The sequence below is a fragment of the Oceanospirillum linum genome (genome assembly GCF_001995095.2).
Taxonomy (GTDB): Bacteria; Pseudomonadota; Gammaproteobacteria; order Pseudomonadales; family Halomonadaceae; genus Oceanospirillum; species Oceanospirillum linum.
Genome location: NZ_MTSD02000007.1, coordinates 59,809 through 82,116 on the forward strand (window position 1 = coordinate 59,809; position 22,308 = coordinate 82,116).

Here is a 22,308-nt window from a genome sequence, read left to right on the forward strand (position 1 = left end):
ATGCGTTTTATAAAACCCCTTTCTACCGTACTTTTGTCATCCGTTTTAAGCCTTTCGTCTTCGGTTTTCGCTGCCGGAGAGGCGACTTCTGCTTCTGCCCAGGTATCAGGTCAGTCTCAGCAACTAAATCGTCAGCTGTTAAATGATGTTCAAAACTTTGTTGCTGAAGATAGAGCCGCGCAGCAAGCACGTCTAAAGCTGTTTTTGCAGGATAAAACCCGTCAGGAGTCATTGCTAAGGCAGGCGAAAGAGCGCCTGCAGCGTGCGGATGATGAGCAGCTGAGACTGAAAAACCTGTTTGATAACAATGAAGATAAATTAGCCGAGCTGGAAACGCTGTTGAAGCAGCGTACGGGTCAGTTGGGTGAAGTTTTTGGTGTCGTCAAGGAGCAGTCCGTAGAGCTTAAAGAGCATCTGCGCAGCTCTTTAGTGGGTGCCGAGTTTGCTGGTCGTGAGCAATCACTTCATTTTGCCAGTGAAAAGGCGATCCCTACCATGGCACAGCTGCAAACTCTCTGGTTTCAGTTTCAGCATGAAATGACGCACTCAGGAACGATTAGTCGCTTTAATGCTGATGTGGCGGATACAGACGGTCGTATTGAGAATCAGCCTGTACTCAGAGTCGGTACTTTTAATGCTGTTACCGGGAACGGTGAGTTCCTCAGCTGGCAACCGGAGCGTCAGCAGTTAAGCGTGCTGGCGGGGCAGCCGGAAGATAAATATCAGGACCAGGCTCAACGCTTTTTTGATGCGGTTTCAGACGCTGCAGACTCTCAACAAAGTGGCCACCTGTTAGTGGATGTCAGCTCGGGTCAGTTGTTGGCTCTGATCGGTCAGAAACCGGGGCTTATGGATCAGATCCGTCAAGGTGGTTCTGTTGGTTATATTATTCTTGCCCTGGGTGTGATGGGGCTTTTGACCGCACTCTATAAGCTGGTGCGCCTGAACCTGATCCGCCATAAAATTGCCCGGCAGCTCAAGTCGGAGTTGCCGCAAAAGGATAACCCTCTGGGGCGTGTTTTGCTGGCTTGTCAGGAAAAACGTCAACAGCTGAAAGCAAATAGCCAGTCAGTTAATGATGAAGCTGCAACAAGTGCCCTTAACAGCACTTTGGATGAAGCGCTGTTAAAAGAGTTACCCGCACTGGAGTCCGGTCAGTCGATGCTGAAGCTACTGGCGGCAGCGGCTCCATTGCTGGGTCTTTTGGGTACAGTGACCGGCATGATAGGTACTTTCCAGAGTATCACGCTGTTCGGCACCAGTGATCCGAAGCTGATGGCTGGCGGAATCTCTCAGGCATTGATCACAACGGTATTTGGCCTGATCGTGGCGATTCCGATGCTGTTCAGCCATGGGGTGTTAAGCAGTCAGAGCCGTGCCTTGCTGATGATTCTGCAGGAGAAAAGTCTCGCTCAGCTGAACCAGTTGACGGTTTGGTTGCCGACGGCAAAGCCTGACGCTGCCGAGAAAAAAACGTCTGAAGCGACAGCGGTGAGCTAAGCCATGGATGAGGTTTGGTTTTATCTGCAGCAGTTTTTTGATATTGACGCATATCAGCTGACCCTGGATCAGTTTCTTACGGCTGGTGGCTGGGTGATGCAGATTATTGTCCTGCTGTGTCTGGTGCTTTTTTGTCTGCTGGCTGAACGGTATTGGTTCTGCTTTAGCGGTTATTCACAGCTGTACCGGCAATTATACCAAGAGCAGAAAAGCGTACTTCAGGAACACCTGAAAGAGGTAAACCCTCATCAGATCAGTGTTGCCCGTATTCAGAAAGACCCTTTGCTGAAAAGTCTGCTCTGTGATCTGCGTCTGGCCCTGAATGAGCGGCTTGGTATGATTCGCAGCCTGATCGCCCTTTGTCCGCTATTGGGCCTGTTGGGCACCGTATCGGGCATGATTCAGGTGTTTGATGTTCTGGCGGTCAGTGGTACGGGAAACCCCCGGCTGATGGCTGCCGGTATCGCCAGTGCCACCTTGCCAACGCTGGCGGGTATGGCCGTTTCGGTAACAGGGCTTTTACTGTACAGCTACCTGAAAAGCTGGAGTGACCGGCAACAGCAGCAGTTGCACAGCCATCTGCTGCAGGATCTGCAACAACTCCCCAGGCTGTCATGATGTTAAACAGAGCCACCCCTTTATTGATCATTGCCACTGAATTTGTCACAGGAACCGCTTTATGAGCCGTTTTCTCAGCCAGCAGCAGGATGAAGCTGCCATCGATATGACACCTATGCTGGATGTGGTGTTTATTATGTTGATCTTTTTTATTGTCTCTACCTCTTTTGTCCGTGAGGCGGGCATTGATGTGAACCGGCCTTCCGCTAAAACCAGTGAAGGCCAGACACAGAGCGCGGTCATGATCGCTCTGTCTCCGGAGGGTGAGGTTTGGCTGGACCGGAAAGCAACAGATCTGCGTATGGTTCGACCGACTCTGGAGCGTCTGCGCAGTGAACAGCCGGGGCTAAGTGTTGTTGTTCAGGCGGATAGCAAAAGCACCACTGGGGATCTGGTGAAGTTGATTGATCAGTTGCGATTGGCCGGTGTGAAATATACGGTGGCGACCCGTGACGGCGAGTAATACTTCCTCCAACGTGAGCGCCCGTTCAGCCTCACTGCGTACCCGTCTGAAGCCCCTGCTGGTTGTGCCTGTTGGCGTACTGCTGACACTGGTATTTTTTGTGCTCCTGGCAGAGATGGTGCAGATGGATCAGATGCAGACATTACCGGAAGACAACAGCGCCGAACTCAGCCTCTTTATGCTGCAGGATGAATCTGATCTGGAGGTTCGTAAAAGAGCCCGACCAGAGCCACCGGAGCCTGCGCCAGAAAAACCGGCTATGCCTTCGGTGAGTCAGCCTCTGCAGAATATGCCGGTTACAGAGGTTCCGACTCCGGATCTGGATCTGCCGGATATCGCTGCAGAAAGTTCCTTCCAGTTGGATGTGGATATCAGTCAGTTCCAGCCCGGTGAATCGGCGATCCAGATCGCAGAAAACCCTATGCCCCTGAGCCGGGTTAATCCACGCTATCCCCGTAAGGCGTTGCGCCGGGGATTAGAAGGTCAGGTGGTTCTGGAGTTTGTTGTTGATGCTAATGGGGACGTGGTGGAAGATTCCATCAAAATCATCAGTGCTACCCCAAAAGGTTTGTTTGAACACTCCAGTGTTCGTGCCTTATCCCGCTGGCGCTTTCAGCCGAAGAAACAGGGAGGGCAGGGGGTTCCGTTCCGTGCCCGGCAAACATTGGTCTTTAAACTGGCCAAATAGCCGACTTGTATAGGCCGATAGCGGGTATTGATGCTTAATTTAAAGGATAACGAGGGCAGTATGATGAACTTTCTCAATGGACTGGCCGTTTGCCGCTGCGGTGCGGGCAGAGGCGCACAGAGTAAAAAGCACTGGTTGCAGCAATACCGGTCTGGTCTGATGTTTCTGCTAATGCTCACCAGTAGCCTCACCTTTACCAGTGCTAAGGCCGCTAATCTGTCTCCTGCTGAGTTTAAACAGCTGCAGGAGATTCAGGCTCTGCAGACTGAGGCGCGTTGGCTTGAGGTGAAAACCCTGATCGGGCAGCAACTTTCGGAAGAACCCGGTGAGCTGATGCAGGCGATGCTCTGGCGTGCCCTTGCCCAGGCCGAGCTGCAGGATGCTAACTACGAGAAAGCTCTTACCGCTATCCGCAACGCCTGGCAACTGAAACAGCTGCCTGAAGCGGATCAGTTGAATCTGCAAGGATTACTGGCCCAGCTGATGATTCAGCAGGATGAGCTGGATCAGGGGATTATTCTGTTTGAGGATTGGCTGGAAAAAACACCCGAAGAACAGCGGCAGCCCCGCCACTTTCTGACGTTAGCCCAGGCCTACAGTCAACAGGAAAGCTGGAACAAAGCACTGCCCAACGCCAAAGAAGCGGTGGCGCGTCATGAGTCAGCACCGATTCCCTGGCTCTCTTTGTTGGTTGGTTTACACGCCCGACTGGAGCAATGGTCTGATGCGGCTAATGTCCAGAAACGTATTCTGATTCAGGAACCCCGCCAGATGCGCCACTGGCGACAACTGGCAATGCTGCAGTATCGCCAACCCGTTGATCAAGGCGCTGACCGCGACAGTCTTCATCAGGACGCTGTGGCGAGTTTGCGTATCGCCTGGGAGCAGGGATTATTCGATCGTGCGGATGATTACCAGCTATTAAGCCAGTGGTTGAATGCCAGTGGACAACCTTTAAAAGCGGCGCAGGTATTGGCTGACGGGCTGGAAAAAGACGTCTTTGCTGACAAAGGTGCCGATCAGATGCTGGTCGCTACTGAGCAGCTTTCCAGTCTCTGGTTACGGGCAAAAGAGTGGGAAAAGGCTGAACATACGCTGCAGCGGATTGTTGCTTTAAATGAGCAGCAACCGGATGCGGGTGAACGCTCTGCTACTCTTTATAAGCAGATCGCACGGTTACAGATGCAGCAGAAAAAATGGCAGGCAGCAGGTCAGACTCTGAACACTCTGTTGGCAGAATACCCGGCAGATCCGGCTGAAGTACTGTTACTGCAAGGCATTGTCCTGTTACAGCAGCAGCAGGTGGAAGCGGCTGAAGGTAAGTTCCATCTGGCGGAACAAAAGGTTGATTCCACTGCCGATGAGTATGTTGGTAAGAATGCCCGTCAATGGCTGAGGTATATCGAGCAGATTCGGAGTTAAGAGGGATTGTTCTAAACGTGCAGATACAAGAAGGCCCACACTTTACAGGCAATGCTCTGAAGAGCATTGCGGCCAGAGGTATGGGCACAGTTGAGCTTAAGATGGAGGTTTGCAGATTTTTTTAAATCCGCTACTTATGCTTCCACCTTGGAGTCATGGTATTTTGCAAATGCTTTAAAACTACTCTTCAGGTCGTTCCGCAAAGACTCGACTTGTGATTTCGGCAAAGCTTGGGGCCTTCTTGAGATGGCCGGCTTCACCTTGCGTGAGTTTGTCCAAACCAAAGCCAATTTCGCTTTTCCACCATTCATTTAATTCGTCTCCGTGCTTATCACGTATAGCGTTGAGCATAGTATCTTTAATATTAAGTGAAGCAGCTCCCGGGTGGCCGGTCAAGGCTATAGCCAAAATAACATAATTTTGACCCTTAACCACTTTTCCATCGAAAAATGGGTATTGAGATAACCTGTAAAAGGCTCCTTTGCCCGTTCGTTGAGGTCTGTTAGCCTGAACGATATCTGAGCACAATTCACAATTTAATTTGTTAGCTAAATAGAACGCGAGAGCTGCCGGTATTTTGTTGGTTCCAAACTCTTCAATGGCATGAATCGGTAGTATGTGTGCGGAGCGTCCGTCCAGAATTTGACTCAGTTCTGAAATTTTTTGCTCGGGTGTAATATCTTTAACTAGTTTATAGGCTGCGATATCGCTGCCCTGCATTTTAGCGAGTTCATATTTTGGATGATTTTTTGCTGCGCCAAGCGGGCGAAAAATGAAAACTGGTGGAAAGTCTTGCCATGCGACCCTAGTTTCCTGATTTTGAATCCTACTGCGGTACTCATCTAGTGATACAATTTTTCTGGGCATTAGAATTTCTGGGTAGTGAACTAGCTTATATTTTATCCGAACTCTCTAATCCACGTAACCCTACAGAAGGTTGAACCCCTTCAACCTTCCGGAAACATCACCACTTCATCCCCTTCCTGCCAGGGTTCAAACTTGGTCATGGCCTGCAGAAACACCGGGTGTTCTAACCAGTCCTGCAGCCATTGTTGCAACTTCGGATAGGGTAGCGAATAAAACGTCTGGCGATCCACATGGGCAAATTGGCGCACAAAGGGCATGATGCCGATATCGGCGATGCTGACCTTGTCACTCAGCAGGTAGGGCCGGTCGGTCAGTAAATCTTCAAGTTTCTGCAGGAAAACTTCGCCGTTCAGGCGGTATTCCCGCTGGCTCATTCCAGGATGACGGTCGGCGTATTTATAACGATCCAGCCAGTGTTTAAAGTCACCATCGTTCTGATCCAGAAGACCGGCCGCTAAGGAAAGGTCCACATCCAGCAAACCAGCCGGATCATGTTGTGCCAGTGCCCATTCCAGAATCTCCCGGCTCTCTTCAATAACGTGGCCATCCGGCAGTTCCAGTACCGGAACCGTTCCCTTCGGGCTGATCGCCAGCATCGGTGCGGGTTTGCTTTTCAGAATGATCTCCCGCAGTTCAACCGGGCATCCGGCAAATAATAGCCCGAGTCGGGCACGCATAGCGTAGGGACATCGACGAAAGGAGTAGAGGCGGGGGAGTATACGCATAACGTGTGTTTTCCAAAGAGCTGAACAGGTTTCTTAAATTGGAAAAAGCCTTTTAAAATCAATGGCTTTAGCTCGATTTTGTGACTGTTTAGTGTAAACAAAGCTGATGCTGATAACCAATGGGTCTGCGTATTTTTACGTAGTCGGGTGCGTAGTTTCTACAGGTGGGCTACGTACTCACCCGAATAGTGGCTGATATTTGTTTTTGTAACTATCCGTTCGGTTCACGAAGCCTGCAGGTTCTGTATTGGTTATAACTGATATCAGAACGTTAGTCAGGCATTCCGAAAAACGCTGAGGATGATAAAAACAATGTTTAGCGCTCTGAAAAAACTTCCCTTTGGTAAGAAGGCTCTGGCAGCAGCAACCTGCCTGAGTATTCTTGCAGCTCCTGCGATGGCAGATGATAAAGTATACCGTCTAAAAATGGCGGAAGGCTGGCCGACTAACTTCCCAATCTTTGGTGACTCACCGCGTAATATGGCGAAGATGGCTGAGGAGATGTCGGGTGGTCGTCTGAAGATCACAATCGATTCCGCCAATAAGCACAAAGCGCCTCTGGCGATCTTTGATATGGTGAAAGGTGGCCAGTACGATATGGGTCATACTGCATCCTACTACTGGAAGGGTAAAGATCCGAACACCCTTTTCTTTACTACAATGCCTTTCGGCATGACAGCTCCTGAACAGTACGCCTGGTTCTATCACGGCGGTGGTATGGAACTGATGCAGAAGGTGTATAAGCGTCACCGTATGCTCTCTTTCCCTGGTGGTAACACGGGTATTCAGATGGGTGGTTGGTTCCGTAAGGAGATCAACTCTCTGGAAGACCTGCAGGGTCTGAAAATGCGTATTCCTGGTTTCGCTGGTGAAATTCTGGCAGAGCTGGGCGCTAAACCAACGAACATTGCAACCGGTGAGCTGTATACCTCCCTTGAGCGTAACACCATTGATGCACTGGAGTGGGTGGGGCCTTCTCTGGATCTGCGTATGGGCTTCCATAAAATCGCACCTTACTACTACACCGGCTGGCATGAGCCTGCAACCGAGCTGCAGTTCCTGATTAATGAGCGCAGCTGGAAGAAACTGCCGAAAGACCTTCAGGAGATTCTGCGTGTTGCGATGCGTACCGCATCTTATGACATGTACACTCAGTCAACCCACGCTTCCGGTGAGAACTGGGCGACTATGAAGCAGGAATACCCGAATATTCAGGTAAAACGCTTCCCTGATGAGGTGATCGAGGCGATGCGTGCTGCGAACACTAAACTGTTGAAAGAGAAAGCTGAAGCCAACCCAATGGCAAAAGAGATTATCGAATCTCAGGCTAAGTATCTGAAACAGGTTCGTGCCTGGACCAATATTGCAGATAAGCAATACCTGGACTCCATTGCCGGCGAATAACACCGGCTGATACTGTAACTCCGGCCGAAATATACCTCCCGGCCGGGGTTATGGTTTTTTGTACTGTGTGACGGTTTTATTTTTTACTCCTTTTCATTATCACCTTGCCCCGATAGGAATCGCTATGTCCTCGACATCTGTGCCTCTGCTTGTGCGGCTGGAGAACGGCCTGAACTGGGTCTCCGATCGCTTGGGCACCTTTTCTGCCCTGTTGTTTCTGTTACTGCTGGCGAATGTCTTTTATGACGTGCTGGCCCGTTATCTCTGGAACGATGTATCCATTGCCCTTCAGGAGCTGGAATGGCATCTGTTTGCAGCCATGTTTCTGTTTGGTGTGCCTTATACCCTGAGAGCGGGCGGTCATGTGCGGGTCGATCTGATCTACGAGCGTTTGTCACCTAATGCTCGTGCCTGGATCGATTTTATGGGAACTATGGTTTTCCTGTTTCCTTTCTGCCTGTTGGTGGGTTGGTTTGGTATTGATTTTGTTAAGGAAGCTTACGAACTTGGTGAGAGTAGTGGTGATCCGGGCGGCTTATCGCAGCGCTGGATTATTAAAGCTGCGATTCCGGTTTCTTTTGCGTTTATGGCGATGAGTGGCCTTGGGCTACTACTGAACTCGGTGAATACTCTGCTGGGCCACCATAAACCGATTTATCATAAAACAGATCTTTAGGAGACCGCTATGACAGGTGTTTTGATGTTTGCAGCGGCTCTTGTACTGCTGCTTCTGGGCTTTCCTGTTGCCTTCACTTTTGGTGGGGTGGCACTGCTTTTCGGTGTCTTTTCCGAGGGCATGGAGATGTTTGCCTTTATGCCGTACCGTGTGATGAGCATCATGCAGAACACGGTAATGATGGCGATTCCGTTGTTTATCTTTATGGGACTGGTTCTACAGAAAACCCGTCTGGCAGAACAGTTGCTGGAATCCATGGGGACGTTGTTTGGCCGGGTGCGTGGCGGTATTGCGATCTCCACTATTCTGGTGGGTGCGCTACTGGCGGCTTCCACAGGCGTAGTGGGCGCTTCTGTTGTGGCCATGGGGCTTATTTCTCTGCCGGTGATGCTTAAATATCAGTACGATAAGCGCCTTGCCTGCGGAACCATCTGTGCTTCCGGCACTTTGGGCCAGATTATTCCACCGTCGATCATTCTGATTTTACTGGGTGATGTGATGGGGATTCCGGTCGGGGATCTTTTTCAGGCCGCAATCGGCCCAGGTCTTCTGCTGATCGCCGCTTATATCGTTTATATTCTGATTTATACCTGGCTGAAGCCAGAAGCAGCACCAGCAATGCCGATGGAAGAGGGTGTTGACCGTAAGGCTCTCTACCTTAAAGCGATTCGTGCCATCGTGCCGCCGCTGGCACTGATTCTGGTGGTTTTGGGCTCTATCTTTGGCGGTATAGCAACGCCAACTGAGTCTGCGGCACTGGGTGGTGCCGGTGCTGTTGTGCTGGCATTTTTCTATAAGCAATTCAGTTGGAAGATGATCTTCGACAGCAGTATCGAAACCGTAAAAGTAACAGCGATGGTTTTTGCGATTCTGCTGGGTGCGACGGCGTTCTCCATGGCGTTCTCCTATACCGGTGGTGAAGAGGTCGTGGAAGAGTTGCTGCTCGGTCTGCCCGGAGAAAAATGGGGCTTCCTGGTACTCTCCATGCTGGTGATTCTGGTTTTGGGCTTCTTTATCGACTTTGTGGAAATTGCGTTCATTATTGTGCCGATTCTGGTGCCGATTGCTGAGATTCTGGGTATTAATATGACCTGGTTTGCGATCCTGATTGCGATGAACCTGCAGACCTCCTTCCTGACACCGCCCTTTGGCTTCAGTCTCTTTTACCTGAAGGGGGTGGCACCGGATGGTGTGACTACAATGGACATTTACAAGGGGGTTATGCCGTTTATCGCCCTGCAGGTGCTCGTGTTGCTGGCGCTGCTGGTATTCCCTGAGTACCTGGGTTTTCAGTAAGTTGGTTTTTTAAGTTACGGCCGCAGGCTGTTTCTTATATGGCGTTATCTTTTGCATGGAAGAGCCTGTAAGGGTTCTGTTCCCTTCGCATCCGCAGTGATGCACTGCCTTCTCTTCTGCCTCAGAAGAGAAGGCAGATTTTTTCTCAGCAACTAGCCTTATTTTGCTTCTCTTTGCCACAGAAACGATATTTATTGCATGTGTTGTCTTGCCTGCCGCTGGCTTAATCCTGACAATAGTCTCTGTTTATCACCGTCATGTCGGCAGGATGCCCACTGAAAACTGGCTGGGGTTGTTCTGTCGTTATGAGTCTGAAAACCAAAATTTTGCTGTTGGCGTTGGTACCTCTGGTGCTGGTGACCACCAGTATTACCCTGATCAGTGCGCAGCAGGTAAAAAGCCTGAGTGAGACTGAGATCGCTATCTTTGAGCACAACTTGCTTGAATCCAAGCGCACCGAACTTGAGCATTATGTCAGTCTGGCAATGAGTGGCATCTCACCCATTCTCCGGCAGACAGACCTCAGCGATGAAGAGGCTCAGCGTCAGGTGAAAGCCGTGCTGGATGCAATCACCTTTGGTTCCGATGGTTACTTTTTTGTCTATGACAATAATGGCGTTAATCTGGTGCACCCGATTCAGCCGGAACTGGTGGGGCGTGACCTGATCAATATGCAGGATACCCAGGGCGATTATGTGATTCAGCGCCTGTTGGAGCTGTCCCGCAATGGCGGTGGTTATCACCACTATATGTGGAATAAACCTTCCAATGGCAAAGAATCAGAGAAAATCGGCTATGTTATCGAGCTGCCCCGCTGGCACTGGATGCTGGGTACTGGCCTGTATATTGATGATATCGCCGAAGAAGTGGCTAAAATTCGCCATGAGGTGAAACTGAATATTCGAAATACCTTCTTTACTGTTTTAGCTATCACCACGGTTACGGTTGGGTTGATCGTTGTGTTTGTGATTCTGTTTAATGTTCATGAGCATCGACTGGCGGATTCGCGACTGAAGGAACTGGTGCATAAAACTGTGCAGTTCCAGGAGTCTGAGCGTCGCCGTTTTTCCCGTGAATTGCATGACGGGATCAATCAATTATTGGTGTCGGCCAAGTTTCGACTGGAGCTGGGAGCGGACAGTGTGGGTGATAAAAACCCTAAGGCTCAATCCCACCTGGCTAAAGCATCGGCGGTTATGAATGAAGCTATTCAGGAGATTCGTCGTATTTCTCATGACCTGCGTCCCAGCGCCCTGGATGATCTGGGTTTGATCCCTGCGATGACCATGGTTCTTGATGAGTTTCGCTTGCGAACCGGTATTGAGGTCGAGCAGAATACCCCCCCCCTGCCGGATGCGCCTGCCAGAGGAGATTGAAACGACACTGTATCGTATTGTTCAGGAGGCCCTGACCAATGTTGAACGCCACTCACGGGCGAAGCATCTGAAAGTGTCCACCGGTTGGCACCGGGACACATTCCACTTAACGGTGGTAGATGATGGGGTCGGTTTTAATGTGCGTGAACTGGTGGGTGGCGGTGGTATTGGCCTGCGAAATATGCAGGAGCGGGTGGAGTTTCTCTCCGGAGATTTTATTATTGAATCCGCACCTCGACAGGGAACCCTCGTCCGGGCGCAATTCCCGATGCACAGCTGGCAACCCTTGCTGATGCAGGAAAAGAGTAAGAGCAGCGATGATCCGCAGCCGACGACAATAACAGGTTGAAATATCTGCAGACCTGACCGGAATGCTCTGTTTTGACCGAGATAAGAATGGGACAACTCCATGACTGAGCAAGCAAGCCTGTCCGATCATCCGAAATCGGCATCGATTAAACTACTCCTGGTGGATGATCATCCTTTGGTGCGGGATGGGATTCGGGCCCGCTTTGAAGCGGATGACCTGATTGAGGTGATCGGTGAGGCTCAGAATGGTCAGCAGGCTCTGGATTTTGTAGAGCACCGGCGACCGGATGTTGTGCTGATGGATGTCAGTATGCCGGTGATGAATGGTTTAGAGGCTACCCAGCATCTGCGCAACCGCTATCCATCGGTTCCTGTACTTATTCTGAGTATGCATGACAGTCGTGAGTATATTCAGCAGCTGGTTCAGACCGGAGCGTCCGGCTATGTTTTAAAGGATGTGGGCTCTGATGAGCTGGTGCGGGCGATCCAGACCGTGCACCAGGGGGGAAGTTACTTCAGTGCCGGCGTATCCCGAGTATTGTTTCAGGGGCAACCGGATACTACGGAGCAAAAACAGGCTCTGACGCCCCGGGAAGAAACTGTTTTACGCTATTTGGCTGAAGGGAATAGCAATAAAGAGATCGCCCGACAACTGGATATCAGCGTACGCACGGTGGAAACCCATCGACAGAATATTAAGCAGAAGCTGGATATCCATACCGCCGCAGGGTTAGCACGTTACGCCGTTGAAGAGGGGCTGGTAAGCTGACGGATCAACCCCTCTGTCTTCTCTGCCAATATCATGGGGATACAGAAAGGCCCTGATGATGTATCAGGGCCTTTCCGTTTGTAATTTTTCTGTGTTGGCGGGGTTCTGGTGACTGGGTTGGCTATCGGGTTTTAAAGCGACTGATCAGCTGATCCAGATCGCGAACCTCACTTTGAATTTCCTGGGTTGCGTTGACCACCAGCTGAGAGTCTGAGCGGGTTTGTTCGGCAACATCGGAGATACTGACGATACGTTGATCGATATCATCGGCGACCTGGCTTTGCTCTTCTGCAGCTGTCGCGATCAGGGTGTTCATATTACTGATGGTATCCACAGCCCCGGCGATATGATTTAGTGCTTCTGAAGCCTGCTCCGCCTGCCCGACACTGCCCTTAGCCAGTGTTGAACTTTGCTGCATAGAGGTTACAGCGTTGCGGGATTCGTTTTGCAGGCGTTCAATTATCACCCGAATCTCCTCGGTGGATTCCTGTGTCCGCTGTGCCAATGTCCGTACCTCGTCGGCCACAACCGCGAATCCACGACCCTGTTCACCGGCTCGTGCAGCCTCAATAGCAGCATTTAGCGCCAGTAGGTTGGTTTGTTCAGCGATGCCGGTAATAACTTCCAGTACTTTGCCAATTTCACCGGACTCAGCTTCCAACCTATCCAGGATCGCTGAAGTGCCATCCAGTTGTAGCGCCATATTATGAATCTGATCTACGGCTGTCTGCACGACGGAGATACCACTTCGAGCTTCATTATCCGCCGTTCTGGCGGCTTCTGCTGCCTGGGCTGCATTTTGTGCCACCTCATGAACCGTTGCGCTCATCTCATTCATAGCGGTGGCTACCTGGTCGATATCATTGTACTGGCGAACCACGCCAGCTTCTGCATCCGCAGTGGCTTTGGTAACGCTTTCACTATGTTCTGCTGTACGGGTGACAGCATTACGGGCATTGCAGACCAGTTCAGATACCTGATCGATCATAGTGTTATAGGCCGTAAACATCTGGCCAACTTCATTATTGGTGTGATACACCATGAAGCGGTGGGTAAAATCACCACTGCCAACATGAGTGAGGCGCTTCTGCAGGCGGGTGATGTTATCCATTAGCAGGCGCAGACCAAAGATTCGCCCCATCACCACCAGAAATACGATAAGAAGTACACAAACAAAAGCGGTCATCAATTGGGTGCGGGTCTGCTCACTGGATGCCTGAGTCATCATGACGACCGCTTTATTCATTTCTTTAAGGATGTTAGATGAATCCTTTTGGATCTTTTTTTGCAGAGTATCACTTGGGCTGTCAGTGTACTGCAGAAGGATTTTGCTGTAACCAGACCACAGGTTTTCGACAATCTGCATCTGCGAAAGAATGGATGGATCTGTAGTTGGGTTCATTCCCTGAGCTTTGTTGCCGTTGATAATATCTTTATGGGATCTTTCGAAAAGTTGCATGGTTTTCTGCAGAGTGGATTTGTTTTCCACCTGACTGGCTACGAGCAGAGCCTCTTTTGCCATTTTCTGGCTCAGCATCCTTTGGCGGCCAGCGATATTAATTGTTTGAGGGTCGATTGCCATGCTCAGGTAGAGAAAAATGCCGGAGGCGATGGCAAGCATAAAAATCAGCGCGTAGGAGAGCAGAAACTGAGCATTAAGACTTTTAGCTCCGATGGCACTCAATGTCATATCAATCAGTCTGGACAGTGAAGTGAACATGAGGTGGTTGTCCTTTTAGTGTTTATCCCGGCTTAGTGTTTTATCACGGCGGCTCATAGAGAGGCGCGGTCATCTGTAGTGGGTATTTTTATATGTTCTGCCGAGATTTTGCAGTCTCTGAAGCAGAGTCAACGGGCAATGGAAGGCTGCCAATCAGCGCTAGTTTAGTGAAAACAGCATGCTCTGCAATACTCTTTTTGTAGCTAAATTTAACGGTTTTTTGCTGAGAGCATAGCTGTGATTTTTCTTAGTCGTTCGGTAGAGGTATCGCACTCTAAGAGCTGCTGTTTATCAGGGTCCGGCAAGGGCAGCAGGTGGGCCAGGTTCAGGCTAACGCTTTTGGCATCCTGCAGGTTAAAGTGAAAATCACATTCTTTAGCCAGGGGATGGTGAGTGATCTCTTTGAGCAGGTCAGCCAGGTGCTGATGCTCAGGGCTGACCGGAGTGCTGTTTTCTTCCGGTAACCATTGGACTTCTGCCCGGATCAGTCCGTCACTTTCCTGAGCGGCTGCCATGACCCGAAAGCGCCGGAGTCCATCAATATTAAGGGCTAGGGTGTTGTCTGGCTGAGGGTACCAGTCAGAGATGAGTCCATAGGTTCCTATGCGTTCCTTCAATTGATCCAGCTGATCTTCAGAGGCTCTGACAGTAAGGCTTTCCATCTGAAAGAGAATCCCAAGTCCTTCATGGGCGGAGAGGCAGGTTTTCACCATACGTTCATAGCGGGGTTCCAGGACATTCAGCGCCATAAAAGTTTGCGGAAAAAGCACGCGCGGCATAACAACCAGAGATATGTGCTTGGGCAGGGCAGCTTCCATTGACTTTCTTCCTGATTATAGCTTTAGCTGAGTGGCGCTGATTAGTCAGAAGCGTAACCGACTTGTACCCGAAACTCAAAATACCCCTGGAAGCCTTATACATCCTTAACGTGCTGAAATACCGTTTTAAGCCTTAAACTTTGAACCTGTCTACCAGCTGCTTGAGCTCGCCGGCAAGGTGACTTAACTCATCACTGGCCTGACGTGTCTGATCTGCAGAGCTTGAACTGTCAGATGACAGCCCCGCGATACTAACGACACTGGCGTTGATCTGTTCAGCCACCGCTGATTGCTGCTCAGCCGCACTGGCGATCTGACTGATCATATCATTGACCTGCAGCATGCCTTCTACCACCTCTTCCAGAACAGCCTGTGTTTCATCAGCACGCTCCATGGTGGTCTGTGTACTGGCCACACTGGTCTCCATGACGGTCACCGCTTGCTTTGCTCCGGCCTGGAGTTGCTCGATCATCGTTTCAATCTCATGGGTGCTGTCCTGGGTGCGGCTGGCAAGGGTACGGACTTCATCGGCAACAACGGCAAAGCCCCGGCCCTGTTCGCCGGCGCGGGCGGCTTCAATTGCAGCATTCAGGGCCAGCAGATTGGTCTGTTCAGCGATACTGCCAATAACATCCAGAACTGAGGCGATATTGTTTGCCTGTGCATCAAGCTGTTTAATCACATCGGTTGCATGACCGATTTCATCCGAAAGAGAGGTGATTGTTCGGGTTGTTGCATCGATATCATCTTTGCCTGTATGGGTCTTTTTTTCTGCACTGGAAGTGGTTTCGGCTGCGCTAATTGCGCTTTGAGCCACCTGATGGATCGTAGCCGCCATTTCGTTAACTGCGGTTGCCACCTGATCTGTCTCGGTTGTCTGGCGATGGATGGCTTCAGTGCTCAGGCTGGTGGCATGGCTAAGCTGGCTGGCAGCAGAAGCAACGCGGTCCGTTGAACTATCTACTTCCCTGATCACGGACTGAATCTGATCAACAAACAGGTTAAAGGAGCGTGCCAGCTGGCTCATTTCATCATTCCCGTTGGCATTCAGTCGCAGGGTTAAATCGCCATCTCCCTGGCTGATGTTGCGCATGGCGCGATTTGTCTCGTCCATCGGCGTGATAATACTATTGGCGATCAGGAAGAGTACCAGTACGGTAATGGCAAGGCCGATGACGGCGATTGTCACCTGTGAACTGGCGGTATCCCAAAATGCCGACTCAACGTCATCAATATAGACACCTGTACCTATGATCCAGCCCCAGGGTTTAAAACCTGCTACGTAGGACACTTTCTCCACCGGATCATCAAAGCCAGGTTTAGGCCATAAGTAGTCTTCGTTTCCTTTGCCTTTATCTCTGACGGTATCGACAAAACTCTGGAACAGACGCTTACCGTTAGGGTCTTCCAGTTTAGAAAGATTCTGGCCGTTCAGTTTGGGCTTAATCGGGTGCATCACCACAACTGCGTCCATATCGTTGATCCAGAAGTAGTCGTTATCTCCGTAACGAAGGGCCTCCAGGGTCGTAATTGCGCGCTGCTTTGCTTCGGTTTCTGTTTGCTGTCCCGCTTTGAATGCCCTGTATTCCTTCGTGACCACGCCGACAGCACTTTCTACAAGATGCTGGGTTTTGATCTGCTTTTCCTGAACCTGCATTTTATAGGTCTGGCTTAGGGAGAAACTGACTAAAGCAACAATACTAAGTACAGCTGTGACCACAACCAGGATCATACGAGGCTTAATACCAATTGAGCGTAAAACTTGATTCATAAATGACCCACTGTCGTTCTTAAATACTGACCGGATGGCAGCTCCATACGTTGCAATGAAAGATGTGCTTTTTTCTTATCGTTGTTGCGGGTGTTTTATAAAACCCGGTATGGCAACGCGTTATCAGCACTGAGTATGCCCTGACAGGTGCGCAGAAAATCCATGCTTTGTTATGCCGAGTTTATTTGATGTGGGGAAGCAGAGTTTAAATTTGTCAGACTTTTTTGCTACTGAGCCTTAGTCGTATGTACCTTTGAAAAAAAGACATTTTCCTGCTTATTTTTGCAGGGTGCGCTGAGGCGGCTTGTATTGCATAATGTATTGATACAGCTTGCTTTTTAGGGAGAACTCAATGCAGGCACCTAAGCCTTTGGCGCTATCCCGCCTGAAAAAACGTTGCGTTAAAAAACGTCTGCCCGCTAACACCGCCCGCATTCAGCCCCTGGACCGTTTTATCGGCCAGCAGCGGGCCGAACAGGCGGTTCGTTTTGCGATTGCCGTGCCCGATAAGGGGTACAACTTATTTGCTATGGGGGATAATGGGCTGGGCAAGCGCACCATGCTGAAGCGCTTTTTAGAGAAGCATGCCAGCACCCGGAGTGCCCCGGATGACTGGTGTTATGTGAATAATTTTGAGTCGCCCCGTAAACCCTGGGCGATTCGTCTGCCTGCAGGTATGGCGATAACTCTGAAAAAGGATATGGAGGCTCTGATCAAAGAGCTGCGCCATGCGATTCCAGCGGCTTTTGAACAGGAAAGCTTTGTTGAGCAGGCCGAATCTATCCGAGAAGACTTTTCTGAACAGCAGGACACCATGCTCAAGGAGGTGGCAGCGGAAGCAGGTAAGCACAAGCTTAAACTGGTCCTGCAAAATCCCGGCGGTTACTCCTTTATGCCAGTGGATGATGAGGGTGAGGCATACGCTGTTAAAGACTTTAATGAACTGCCGGAAGAGCGTCGTCTTGAATTTAAAGATGGCATTGAGTTAATGGAGAAGGATCTCCGGGCTGCTTTGCGTGATCTGGCGCATATGGAAAAAGATATCCGTGAGAAGCAGCAGCAACTGAATGAGAATATTACCCTGACAGCGATCCAGCATTGGTTGTCGGAGCTGCATGATAAGTATGCTGACTATGAGCGGGTTTTGGATTACCTGAATGCTCTGCAGAAAGATTTGGTAGAGAACGTTGAGATTTTTCTGGAAGAAGATGAGAACACCGATGCGGTGACCCGTGCCTCACCGGATCATAAAATTCCGGCCCGTTATCAGATTAATGTAATGACTACTAATGATGCGGACTCAGGTGCTCCTCTGGTGATTGAGGATATGCCAACCCATAACAATCTTGTGGGGCTCCTTGAGAATGTCACCTATATGGGAACAGTGGCAACTGACTTTTCTCTGATCCGCCCGGGAGCACTACATAGAGCTAATGGCGGCTTTCTGATTTTGGATGCGGGTAAACTGCTGCAGCAACCCTATGCCTGGGATGGACTTAAGCTGGCGCTACGTACGGGTTGTCTTCGTATTGATACGCTTGAAAAGCAGCTGACCTTGTCAGGTAACGTCAGCCTTGAGCCGGAGCCGATGGCGCTGAATGTGACCATCGCTCTGCTGGGAGATGCGGAACAGTATTATCTGTTACAACGGTATGATCCTGATTTTGGTGAGCTGTTCAAAGTATTAGCCGAATTCGAAAGCGATATGCCGCGCAATGAAGAGAATGAAACGCTTTATGCCCGCCTGGTTAGCTCCATGGTTAAAGATGACGAGCTGCTGTCTCTAAACCGTGATGCTTTAATGAAAGTGATCGAAGTAGGGGCCCGACAGGCAGAGCATCAGAATCGCTTGTCCCTGAATGCTGCGGACCTGAAGCATCTGTTAAGGGAGGCTGACTACTGTGCGCGTGCTGATCAGAAAGATCAGATTGATGCCCAGGCTGTAGATCAGGCGCTCGAAGGCCGGGAATATCGCTCAGGGCATATTCGCGAACGCATGTTTAATAACATTCATGACGGCACGATTCTGATTGATACTCAAGGTGAAAAAGTCGGCCAGGTTAATGGTCTGACGGTGCTGCGAGTTGGTGAAAGTGAGTTTGGCCAGCCAAGTCGTATCACAGGAACGGTGCGTTATGGTAATGGTGATGTACTGGATATTGAGCGCAGTGTTCATCTGGGTGGTGCACTACACTCGAAAGGCGTGATGATCCTGAGTGCTTTCCTGAATGCTCAGTTTGGGGTTGATGAGCCGTTACCCTTGTCCGCCAGCCTCGGCTTTGAGCAATCCTACAATGGAGTTGATGGCGATAGTGCTTCTCTGGGGGGGCTGGTCTGTCTGTTGTCGGCGATGTCCGGCGTTCCGGTGAGGCAGTCACTGGCAATCACAGGGTCGATCAATCAATTCGGTGAAGTACAACCGATTGGTGGCGTGAATGAAAAAGTTGAAGGTTTCTTTGCAACCTGTAAAGAGCGGGGGCTGACAGGAGACCAGGGCGTTATTATTCCCGTACAGAATGTTGATAACCTGATGCTCAGTGATGAGGTGATTGACGCTTGTGCCAATGATCAGTTTGCCATTTATGCGGTCGAACATGTTGAGCAGGCGATTAAGCTGATGACCGGGGTTGCGTCGGGTACCGCTAATGAAAAAGGGCATTTTGCTAAAAATACGCTGTATGGGAAAATACAGCATCGCCTGAAAGAGCTTTGTGGCAAACCCCATGGCAAGCAGGGCAAAAGTAAGCGCAAAAGAATGGCGAAGAAAGCCAGCTCAAAGCAGGCTGGCTGATAACGTTGAAATAAACTGATGTAATGACCGGATCTGAGCAGAGATGACAAATCAGATGGCCATACTGCTGGCCGTGATCGCAGTAGCTATTATTATTGCTCTTGCAGGGTATGCATTTAACTTACGTAAGCAAGTTCGTCAGCGTGAGAAAGAGCGTTTGGCAGCATTGCAGGATGTGGAGCGTCTGGCTCGGGAAAAGACCATGGAAAGTATCCATGTGATCTCCCATGCTTTGCTGGAAGGGCAGGTTGATGTTATGGAGGCCTGTCTGCGGATACGTACTCTGATCGACATCATTGAGTCTGACTGGCAGGAAACAGAGGCGCTGAAGGTGTTTGCTGAGATAACCCAGCGGGGTGCTCACTTTGCAACTCATCAGGCGCGAAAAGAACTGCCTAAGCAGGAGCGTATGAAACAGGATCTGGAGCGTATCTCACTGGAAGGTGAGTATCATGATGCGGCTCTTAATGGGGCGCGCTGGCTGTTACAGCAAAAGCCATAAATTGGACATGCGCCTGACAGAATAAAACAGTGGTCGCGGATAAACACTATGATCAATATTAACGACAAACTTAAATCCCTGCGTACCGGGGATGGCACTCGCCGTGCACGTACCAAAGAAGCCAGTAGTATCGGCAAAACCCGTACTTTTACCGATCATTTGGTGCAGCAGGTTGAGGAGATCAGTGCGCCCACATTAAATGATGAGCTGACCCGAATCCGGGAAGCTCTGGAGGATGCATCGGAGAATCTGGAGCGTAATCCAACCATAGGTAATCTTGAAATCTACCGGGTGTTACTGAGTAATCTGATAGGCAAGGCAACGAAAGGTGCATACGAGGTAGAAGGTGTTGGCCCGGGTTGGAGTCTGACGGATAAGCATCATGTGATCCGTAAAATTGATGAGGAAGCCGAGGCCTTGCTGCTACTGGTGCTGAACGAGCAGAAAGATACCTTAAAAATCGCCGCTAAACTGACACATCTGAAAGGGCTTGTGGTGGATCTGTTGTCTTAACGGCAGACCTCCATTCGGCTTGCGCATATTGCCCACATTAGTATTTTGCAGACAAAAAAAAGCCCCCACCAAATTTGGTGGGGGCGGAAGTATATATGCAAGAGCTAACAGAGGGTCTCTCAAAAGAGATCTTTCCTTCGAAGACTACCCTAGTCTCCAACCAGAAAGTGTTCAGAGTAAAGCGATCATTTTCCTGAGAAGATGATCCAACACTGGACAAACCCGTTTGCAAATTTATTACGCGCCTTCAAACACTGGAAAATGCTGCGCGACCCTATGGGCGTAATACTAAAGACGAAGGTCTGGCGGGTCAATCTGGCTTAGTGGGTTTTAATGTAAAAAAAGGTTTACGCATTGCATTTGTTCTATAGGGTTATTTAATTACAGAATAATCGTTTGTAGAAACGTGATATTTTTAGCTCAGCTTGAGCTGAATGAGACCTCTTTCTGTGTTTGGCGTGATGAAAAAGGATATAGTCCGCAGAATGTTCAGATTATTTTATCGCGTCAGAAAATCTGGCTGGATGACAATGTCGTATCATCGGTGGACATGCCTGTAACGGACTTCATGCAACACCGGCGAACATACGGTCACCCTTATTGATTCTGAACAGTATTCTCTGTCGGAAACTGGCGTTATGATTCGGTTAGCATCAGCATCGGATGTTCAATGAATGCTAATGAATAAAAATGACAAATAAAATATAAGCGACCACAACGCAAAGGCTTTTATCAATGACTAAACAGGTTGAATTTTTTTACGATATTGTCAGTCCGTATAGCTATCTGGCGGCTGTTCAGCTGGAAGAGCTGGAGCGGGAAGCCGGTTGTGAGGTGATCTGGCAGCCACTGTTTCTGCCGGGCCTGTTCAAGCTGACGGGTAACCAACCGCCACAGGTGATGGCGGAGAAGAAAACCTATCTGTTCGATCAGGATCTGCCTCGCATGGCGCGCTATCTTCAGGTGCCTTACAACATGCCTGCCAGCTTTCCCTGTAACACTGTTTATGTGATGCGTGCTTTGATGAGTTTGCCCAATAAGCTTCGTGCTGAGAAGAGCCTGGCACTGTACGAGCTGTTTTGGGGCGAGGGGCAGGATATTATCAATGATGACACTATACTCTCTTTATTAGGGCAGGATGCGCTGGATTACGCAAAAAGCGAAGAGGGAAAGGCTGCGCTGATGGATAATACTCAGCGAGCAGCGGATAAGGGCGCTTTTGGTGCTCCGACCCTGTTTGTGAATGATGAGACCTTCTTTGGTTGTGATCGTATTCTTCAGCTGAAGTACCATCTGCAGATCTCCTGAGCAGTAGTCTTATGGCAGTCACTGGGGATGCCAAAATATAGATACTTATATCTTCCATTTACTAATAGCCACTAGGAAGCGTTATGTTCACCGGTATTGTCCAAGGCGTAGCAACACTGATTAAACTGATTGAGAAAGATGATTTCCGTACTCATATTGTGACAATGCCCGGTCGCCTGACCGAGGGGTTATCAATAGGGGCCAGCGTTGCGCACAATGGTTGCTGTCTAACGGTAACAGAGATCAAAGGTAACAGGGTTAGCTTTGATCTGATGCAGGAAACGTTACGTCTGACAAACCTTGGTGAACTCCAGGTCGGTGATTCAGTCAATATAGAGCGTGCTGCCCGCTTTGGTGATGAGATCGGTGGACATGCAATGTCAGGACATATCATGTGTACGACAGATGTTGTGAATATTATGGAGTCCGATAATAACTACCGTATCTGGTTTTCGTTGCCGAAAGGGTATGAAAAGTATGTTTTTGAGAAAGGCTACCTGGGTATTGATGGCATTAGTCTGACAGTCGGTGAAATTGAGAATGGTTGTTTTTGTGTCAACCTGATACCGGAAACGTTGGAGAGAACCACAATTGGGCAGCGAAGTATTGGCAGTCGTATCAATATCGAGATCGACCCCCAGACTCAGGCAATTGTGGATACGGTAGAACGGGTTATGGCTCAGCAAAAATTTTAGCGGCACTCTTATTGTGCGGGGTAATATGTCGTCGTAGTTTTCTGCTACGTTACGGTGCTTAAAAAACAGAGACTAAT

21 protein-coding genes are annotated in these 22,308 nt (G+C 49.7%); 16 read left to right on the forward strand and 5 right to left on the reverse strand.

Annotation, left to right across the window (positions count from 1 at the left end):
- From BTA35_RS13895 to BTA35_RS13915, 5 genes are all read left to right on the forward strand, one after another.
- Positions 1-1,500: a MotA/TolQ/ExbB proton channel family protein gene (locus BTA35_RS13895; protein ID WP_078320423.1), complete on the forward strand. Its 1,500-nt coding sequence runs from the start codon at positions 1-3 to the stop codon at positions 1,498-1,500.
- Positions 1,501-1,503: 3 nt separating this feature from the next.
- The gene (locus BTA35_RS13900) at positions 1,504-2,118 is read left to right on the forward strand and encodes a MotA/TolQ/ExbB proton channel family protein (RefSeq protein ID WP_078320424.1); all 615 of its coding nucleotides are present in this window, start codon (positions 1,504-1,506) and stop codon (positions 2,116-2,118) included.
- 61 nt (positions 2,119-2,179) lie between these two features.
- Positions 2,180-2,581, forward strand: coding sequence for an ExbD/TolR family protein (locus BTA35_RS13905; RefSeq protein ID WP_078320425.1), 402 nt, complete (start codon positions 2,180-2,182; stop codon positions 2,579-2,581).
- Positions 2,568-3,269, forward strand: coding sequence for an energy transducer TonB (locus BTA35_RS13910; RefSeq protein WP_078320426.1), 702 nt, complete (start codon positions 2,568-2,570; stop codon positions 3,267-3,269). Before BTA35_RS13905 ends, BTA35_RS13910 begins: the two co-directional genes overlap by 14 nt.
- 60 nt (positions 3,270-3,329) lie before the next feature.
- Positions 3,330-4,691: a tetratricopeptide repeat protein gene (locus BTA35_RS13915; protein ID WP_160055307.1), complete on the forward strand. Its 1,362-nt coding sequence runs from the start codon at positions 3,330-3,332 to the stop codon at positions 4,689-4,691.
- Positions 4,692-4,871: 180 nt separating this feature from the next.
- On the opposite strand, the gene BTA35_RS13920 is transcribed toward BTA35_RS13915, so the two are convergent.
- Both BTA35_RS13920 and BTA35_RS13925 read right to left on the reverse strand, forming a co-directional pair.
- On the reverse strand, positions 4,872-5,558 hold the full coding sequence (locus BTA35_RS13920) for a hypothetical protein (RefSeq protein ID WP_078320428.1): 687 nt from the start codon (positions 5,556-5,558) through the stop codon (positions 4,872-4,874).
- Positions 5,559-5,638: 80 nt separating this feature from the next.
- Positions 5,639-6,283 (reverse strand): glutathione S-transferase, encoded by a 645-nt coding sequence (locus tag BTA35_RS13925; RefSeq protein WP_078320429.1) that lies wholly within the window; start codon positions 6,281-6,283, stop codon positions 5,639-5,641.
- A gap of 312 nt (positions 6,284-6,595) precedes the next feature.
- Here BTA35_RS13925 and BTA35_RS13930 point away from each other — a divergent pair, with 312 nt between their 5' ends.
- The 6 genes from BTA35_RS13930 to BTA35_RS13950 all read left to right on the forward strand — a co-directional run bounded on the left by BTA35_RS13930 (position 6,596) and on the right by BTA35_RS13950 (position 12,113).
- Positions 6,596-7,687 (forward strand): TRAP transporter substrate-binding protein, encoded by a 1,092-nt coding sequence (locus BTA35_RS13930; RefSeq protein WP_078320430.1) that lies wholly within the window; start codon positions 6,596-6,598, stop codon positions 7,685-7,687.
- A gap of 124 nt (positions 7,688-7,811) precedes the next feature.
- Complete coding sequence (locus BTA35_RS13935) at positions 7,812-8,363, forward strand: TRAP transporter small permease subunit (protein WP_078320431.1); 552 nt, start codon at positions 7,812-7,814, stop codon at positions 8,361-8,363.
- Between the two features lie 9 nt (positions 8,364-8,372).
- Complete coding sequence (locus BTA35_RS13940; protein WP_078320432.1) at positions 8,373-9,659, forward strand: TRAP transporter large permease; 1,287 nt, start codon at positions 8,373-8,375, stop codon at positions 9,657-9,659.
- 305 nt (positions 9,660-9,964) lie between these two features.
- Entirely contained in the window at positions 9,965-11,035 is a 1,071-nt protein-coding gene (locus BTA35_RS13945; protein WP_238377602.1) for a cache domain-containing protein, read from the forward strand.
- A complete protein-coding gene (locus tag BTA35_RS18515; protein ID WP_238377603.1) occupies positions 11,013-11,384 on the forward strand; it encodes a sensor histidine kinase in 372 nt (123 codons plus the stop codon). The genes BTA35_RS13945 and BTA35_RS18515 overlap by 23 nt, the downstream gene beginning before the upstream one ends.
- 60 nt (positions 11,385-11,444) lie before the next feature.
- Positions 11,445-12,113 carry a response regulator transcription factor gene (locus tag BTA35_RS13950; protein ID WP_078320433.1) on the forward strand — a complete coding sequence of 223 codons (669 nt, stop codon included), beginning with the start codon at positions 11,445-11,447 and terminating at the stop codon, positions 12,111-12,113.
- A gap of 121 nt (positions 12,114-12,234) precedes the next feature.
- Here the strand turns inward: BTA35_RS13950 and BTA35_RS13955 are convergent, their stop codons facing one another.
- The 3 genes from BTA35_RS13955 to BTA35_RS13965 form a co-directional block, all read right to left on the reverse strand.
- Positions 12,235-13,833, reverse strand: coding sequence for a methyl-accepting chemotaxis protein (locus tag BTA35_RS13955; protein ID WP_078320434.1), 1,599 nt, complete (start codon positions 13,831-13,833; stop codon positions 12,235-12,237).
- 209 nt (positions 13,834-14,042) lie between these two features.
- Entirely contained in the window at positions 14,043-14,651 is a 609-nt protein-coding gene (locus BTA35_RS13960; protein WP_078320435.1) for an LON peptidase substrate-binding domain-containing protein, read from the reverse strand.
- 133 nt (positions 14,652-14,784) lie between these two features.
- On the reverse strand, positions 14,785-16,422 hold the full coding sequence (locus BTA35_RS13965; RefSeq protein WP_078320436.1) for a methyl-accepting chemotaxis protein: 1,638 nt from the start codon (positions 16,420-16,422) through the stop codon (positions 14,785-14,787).
- Between the two features lie 352 nt (positions 16,423-16,774).
- Between BTA35_RS13965 and BTA35_RS13970 the strand changes: the two genes are divergently transcribed.
- From BTA35_RS13970 to BTA35_RS13995, 5 genes are all read left to right on the forward strand, one after another.
- Positions 16,775-19,213: a Lon protease family protein gene (locus tag BTA35_RS13970; RefSeq protein WP_078320437.1), complete on the forward strand. Its 2,439-nt coding sequence runs from the start codon at positions 16,775-16,777 to the stop codon at positions 19,211-19,213.
- Positions 19,214-19,256: 43 nt separating this feature from the next.
- Positions 19,257-19,715 (forward strand): DUF2489 domain-containing protein, encoded by a 459-nt coding sequence (locus tag BTA35_RS13975; protein ID WP_078320438.1) that lies wholly within the window; start codon positions 19,257-19,259, stop codon positions 19,713-19,715.
- Positions 19,716-19,763: 48 nt separating this feature from the next.
- A complete protein-coding gene (locus tag BTA35_RS13980; RefSeq protein ID WP_078320439.1) occupies positions 19,764-20,228 on the forward strand; it encodes a DUF327 family protein in 465 nt (154 codons plus the stop codon).
- A gap of 735 nt (positions 20,229-20,963) precedes the next feature.
- Positions 20,964-21,536 (forward strand): 2-hydroxychromene-2-carboxylate isomerase, encoded by a 573-nt coding sequence (locus BTA35_RS13990; protein ID WP_078320441.1) that lies wholly within the window; start codon positions 20,964-20,966, stop codon positions 21,534-21,536.
- A gap of 83 nt (positions 21,537-21,619) precedes the next feature.
- Complete coding sequence (locus BTA35_RS13995) at positions 21,620-22,231, forward strand: riboflavin synthase subunit alpha (RefSeq protein ID WP_078320442.1); 612 nt, start codon at positions 21,620-21,622, stop codon at positions 22,229-22,231.
- Positions 22,232-22,308 lie beyond the last annotated feature (77 nt).

Coding starts and splice junctions, on each gene's coding strand:
- BTA35_RS13975 (WP_078320438.1), top strand. CDS start 19,257: ATGACAAATCAGATGGCCATACTGCTGGCCGTGATCGCAGTAGCTATT.
- BTA35_RS13925 (WP_078320429.1), bottom strand. CDS start 6,283: ATGCGTATACTCCCCCGCCTCTACTCCTTTCGTCGATGTCCCTACGCT.
- BTA35_RS18515 (WP_238377603.1), top strand. CDS start 11,013: ATGCGCCTGCCAGAGGAGATTGAAACGACACTGTATCGTATTGTTCAG.
- BTA35_RS13940 (WP_078320432.1), top strand. CDS start 8,373: ATGACAGGTGTTTTGATGTTTGCAGCGGCTCTTGTACTGCTGCTTCTG.
- BTA35_RS13995 (WP_078320442.1), top strand. CDS start 21,620: ATGTTCACCGGTATTGTCCAAGGCGTAGCAACACTGATTAAACTGATT.
- BTA35_RS13980 (WP_078320439.1), top strand. CDS start 19,764: ATGATCAATATTAACGACAAACTTAAATCCCTGCGTACCGGGGATGGC.
- BTA35_RS13920 (WP_078320428.1), bottom strand. CDS start 5,558: ATGCCCAGAAAAATTGTATCACTAGATGAGTACCGCAGTAGGATTCAA.
- BTA35_RS13960 (WP_078320435.1), bottom strand. CDS start 14,651: ATGGAAGCTGCCCTGCCCAAGCACATATCTCTGGTTGTTATGCCGCGC.
- BTA35_RS13955 (WP_078320434.1), bottom strand. CDS start 13,833: ATGTTCACTTCACTGTCCAGACTGATTGATATGACATTGAGTGCCATC.
- BTA35_RS13915 (WP_160055307.1), top strand. CDS start 3,330: ATGATGAACTTTCTCAATGGACTGGCCGTTTGCCGCTGCGGTGCGGGC.
- BTA35_RS13930 (WP_078320430.1), top strand. CDS start 6,596: ATGTTTAGCGCTCTGAAAAAACTTCCCTTTGGTAAGAAGGCTCTGGCA.
- BTA35_RS13900 (WP_078320424.1), top strand. CDS start 1,504: ATGGATGAGGTTTGGTTTTATCTGCAGCAGTTTTTTGATATTGACGCA.
- BTA35_RS13935 (WP_078320431.1), top strand. CDS start 7,812: ATGTCCTCGACATCTGTGCCTCTGCTTGTGCGGCTGGAGAACGGCCTG.
- BTA35_RS13950 (WP_078320433.1), top strand. CDS start 11,445: ATGACTGAGCAAGCAAGCCTGTCCGATCATCCGAAATCGGCATCGATT.
- BTA35_RS13965 (WP_078320436.1), bottom strand. CDS start 16,422: ATGAATCAAGTTTTACGCTCAATTGGTATTAAGCCTCGTATGATCCTG.
- BTA35_RS13895 (WP_078320423.1), top strand. CDS start 1: ATGCGTTTTATAAAACCCCTTTCTACCGTACTTTTGTCATCCGTTTTA.
- BTA35_RS13945 (WP_238377602.1), top strand. CDS start 9,965: ATGAGTCTGAAAACCAAAATTTTGCTGTTGGCGTTGGTACCTCTGGTG.
- BTA35_RS13990 (WP_078320441.1), top strand. CDS start 20,964: ATGACTAAACAGGTTGAATTTTTTTACGATATTGTCAGTCCGTATAGC.
- BTA35_RS13905 (WP_078320425.1), top strand. CDS start 2,180: ATGAGCCGTTTTCTCAGCCAGCAGCAGGATGAAGCTGCCATCGATATG.
- BTA35_RS13970 (WP_078320437.1), top strand. CDS start 16,775: ATGCAGGCACCTAAGCCTTTGGCGCTATCCCGCCTGAAAAAACGTTGC.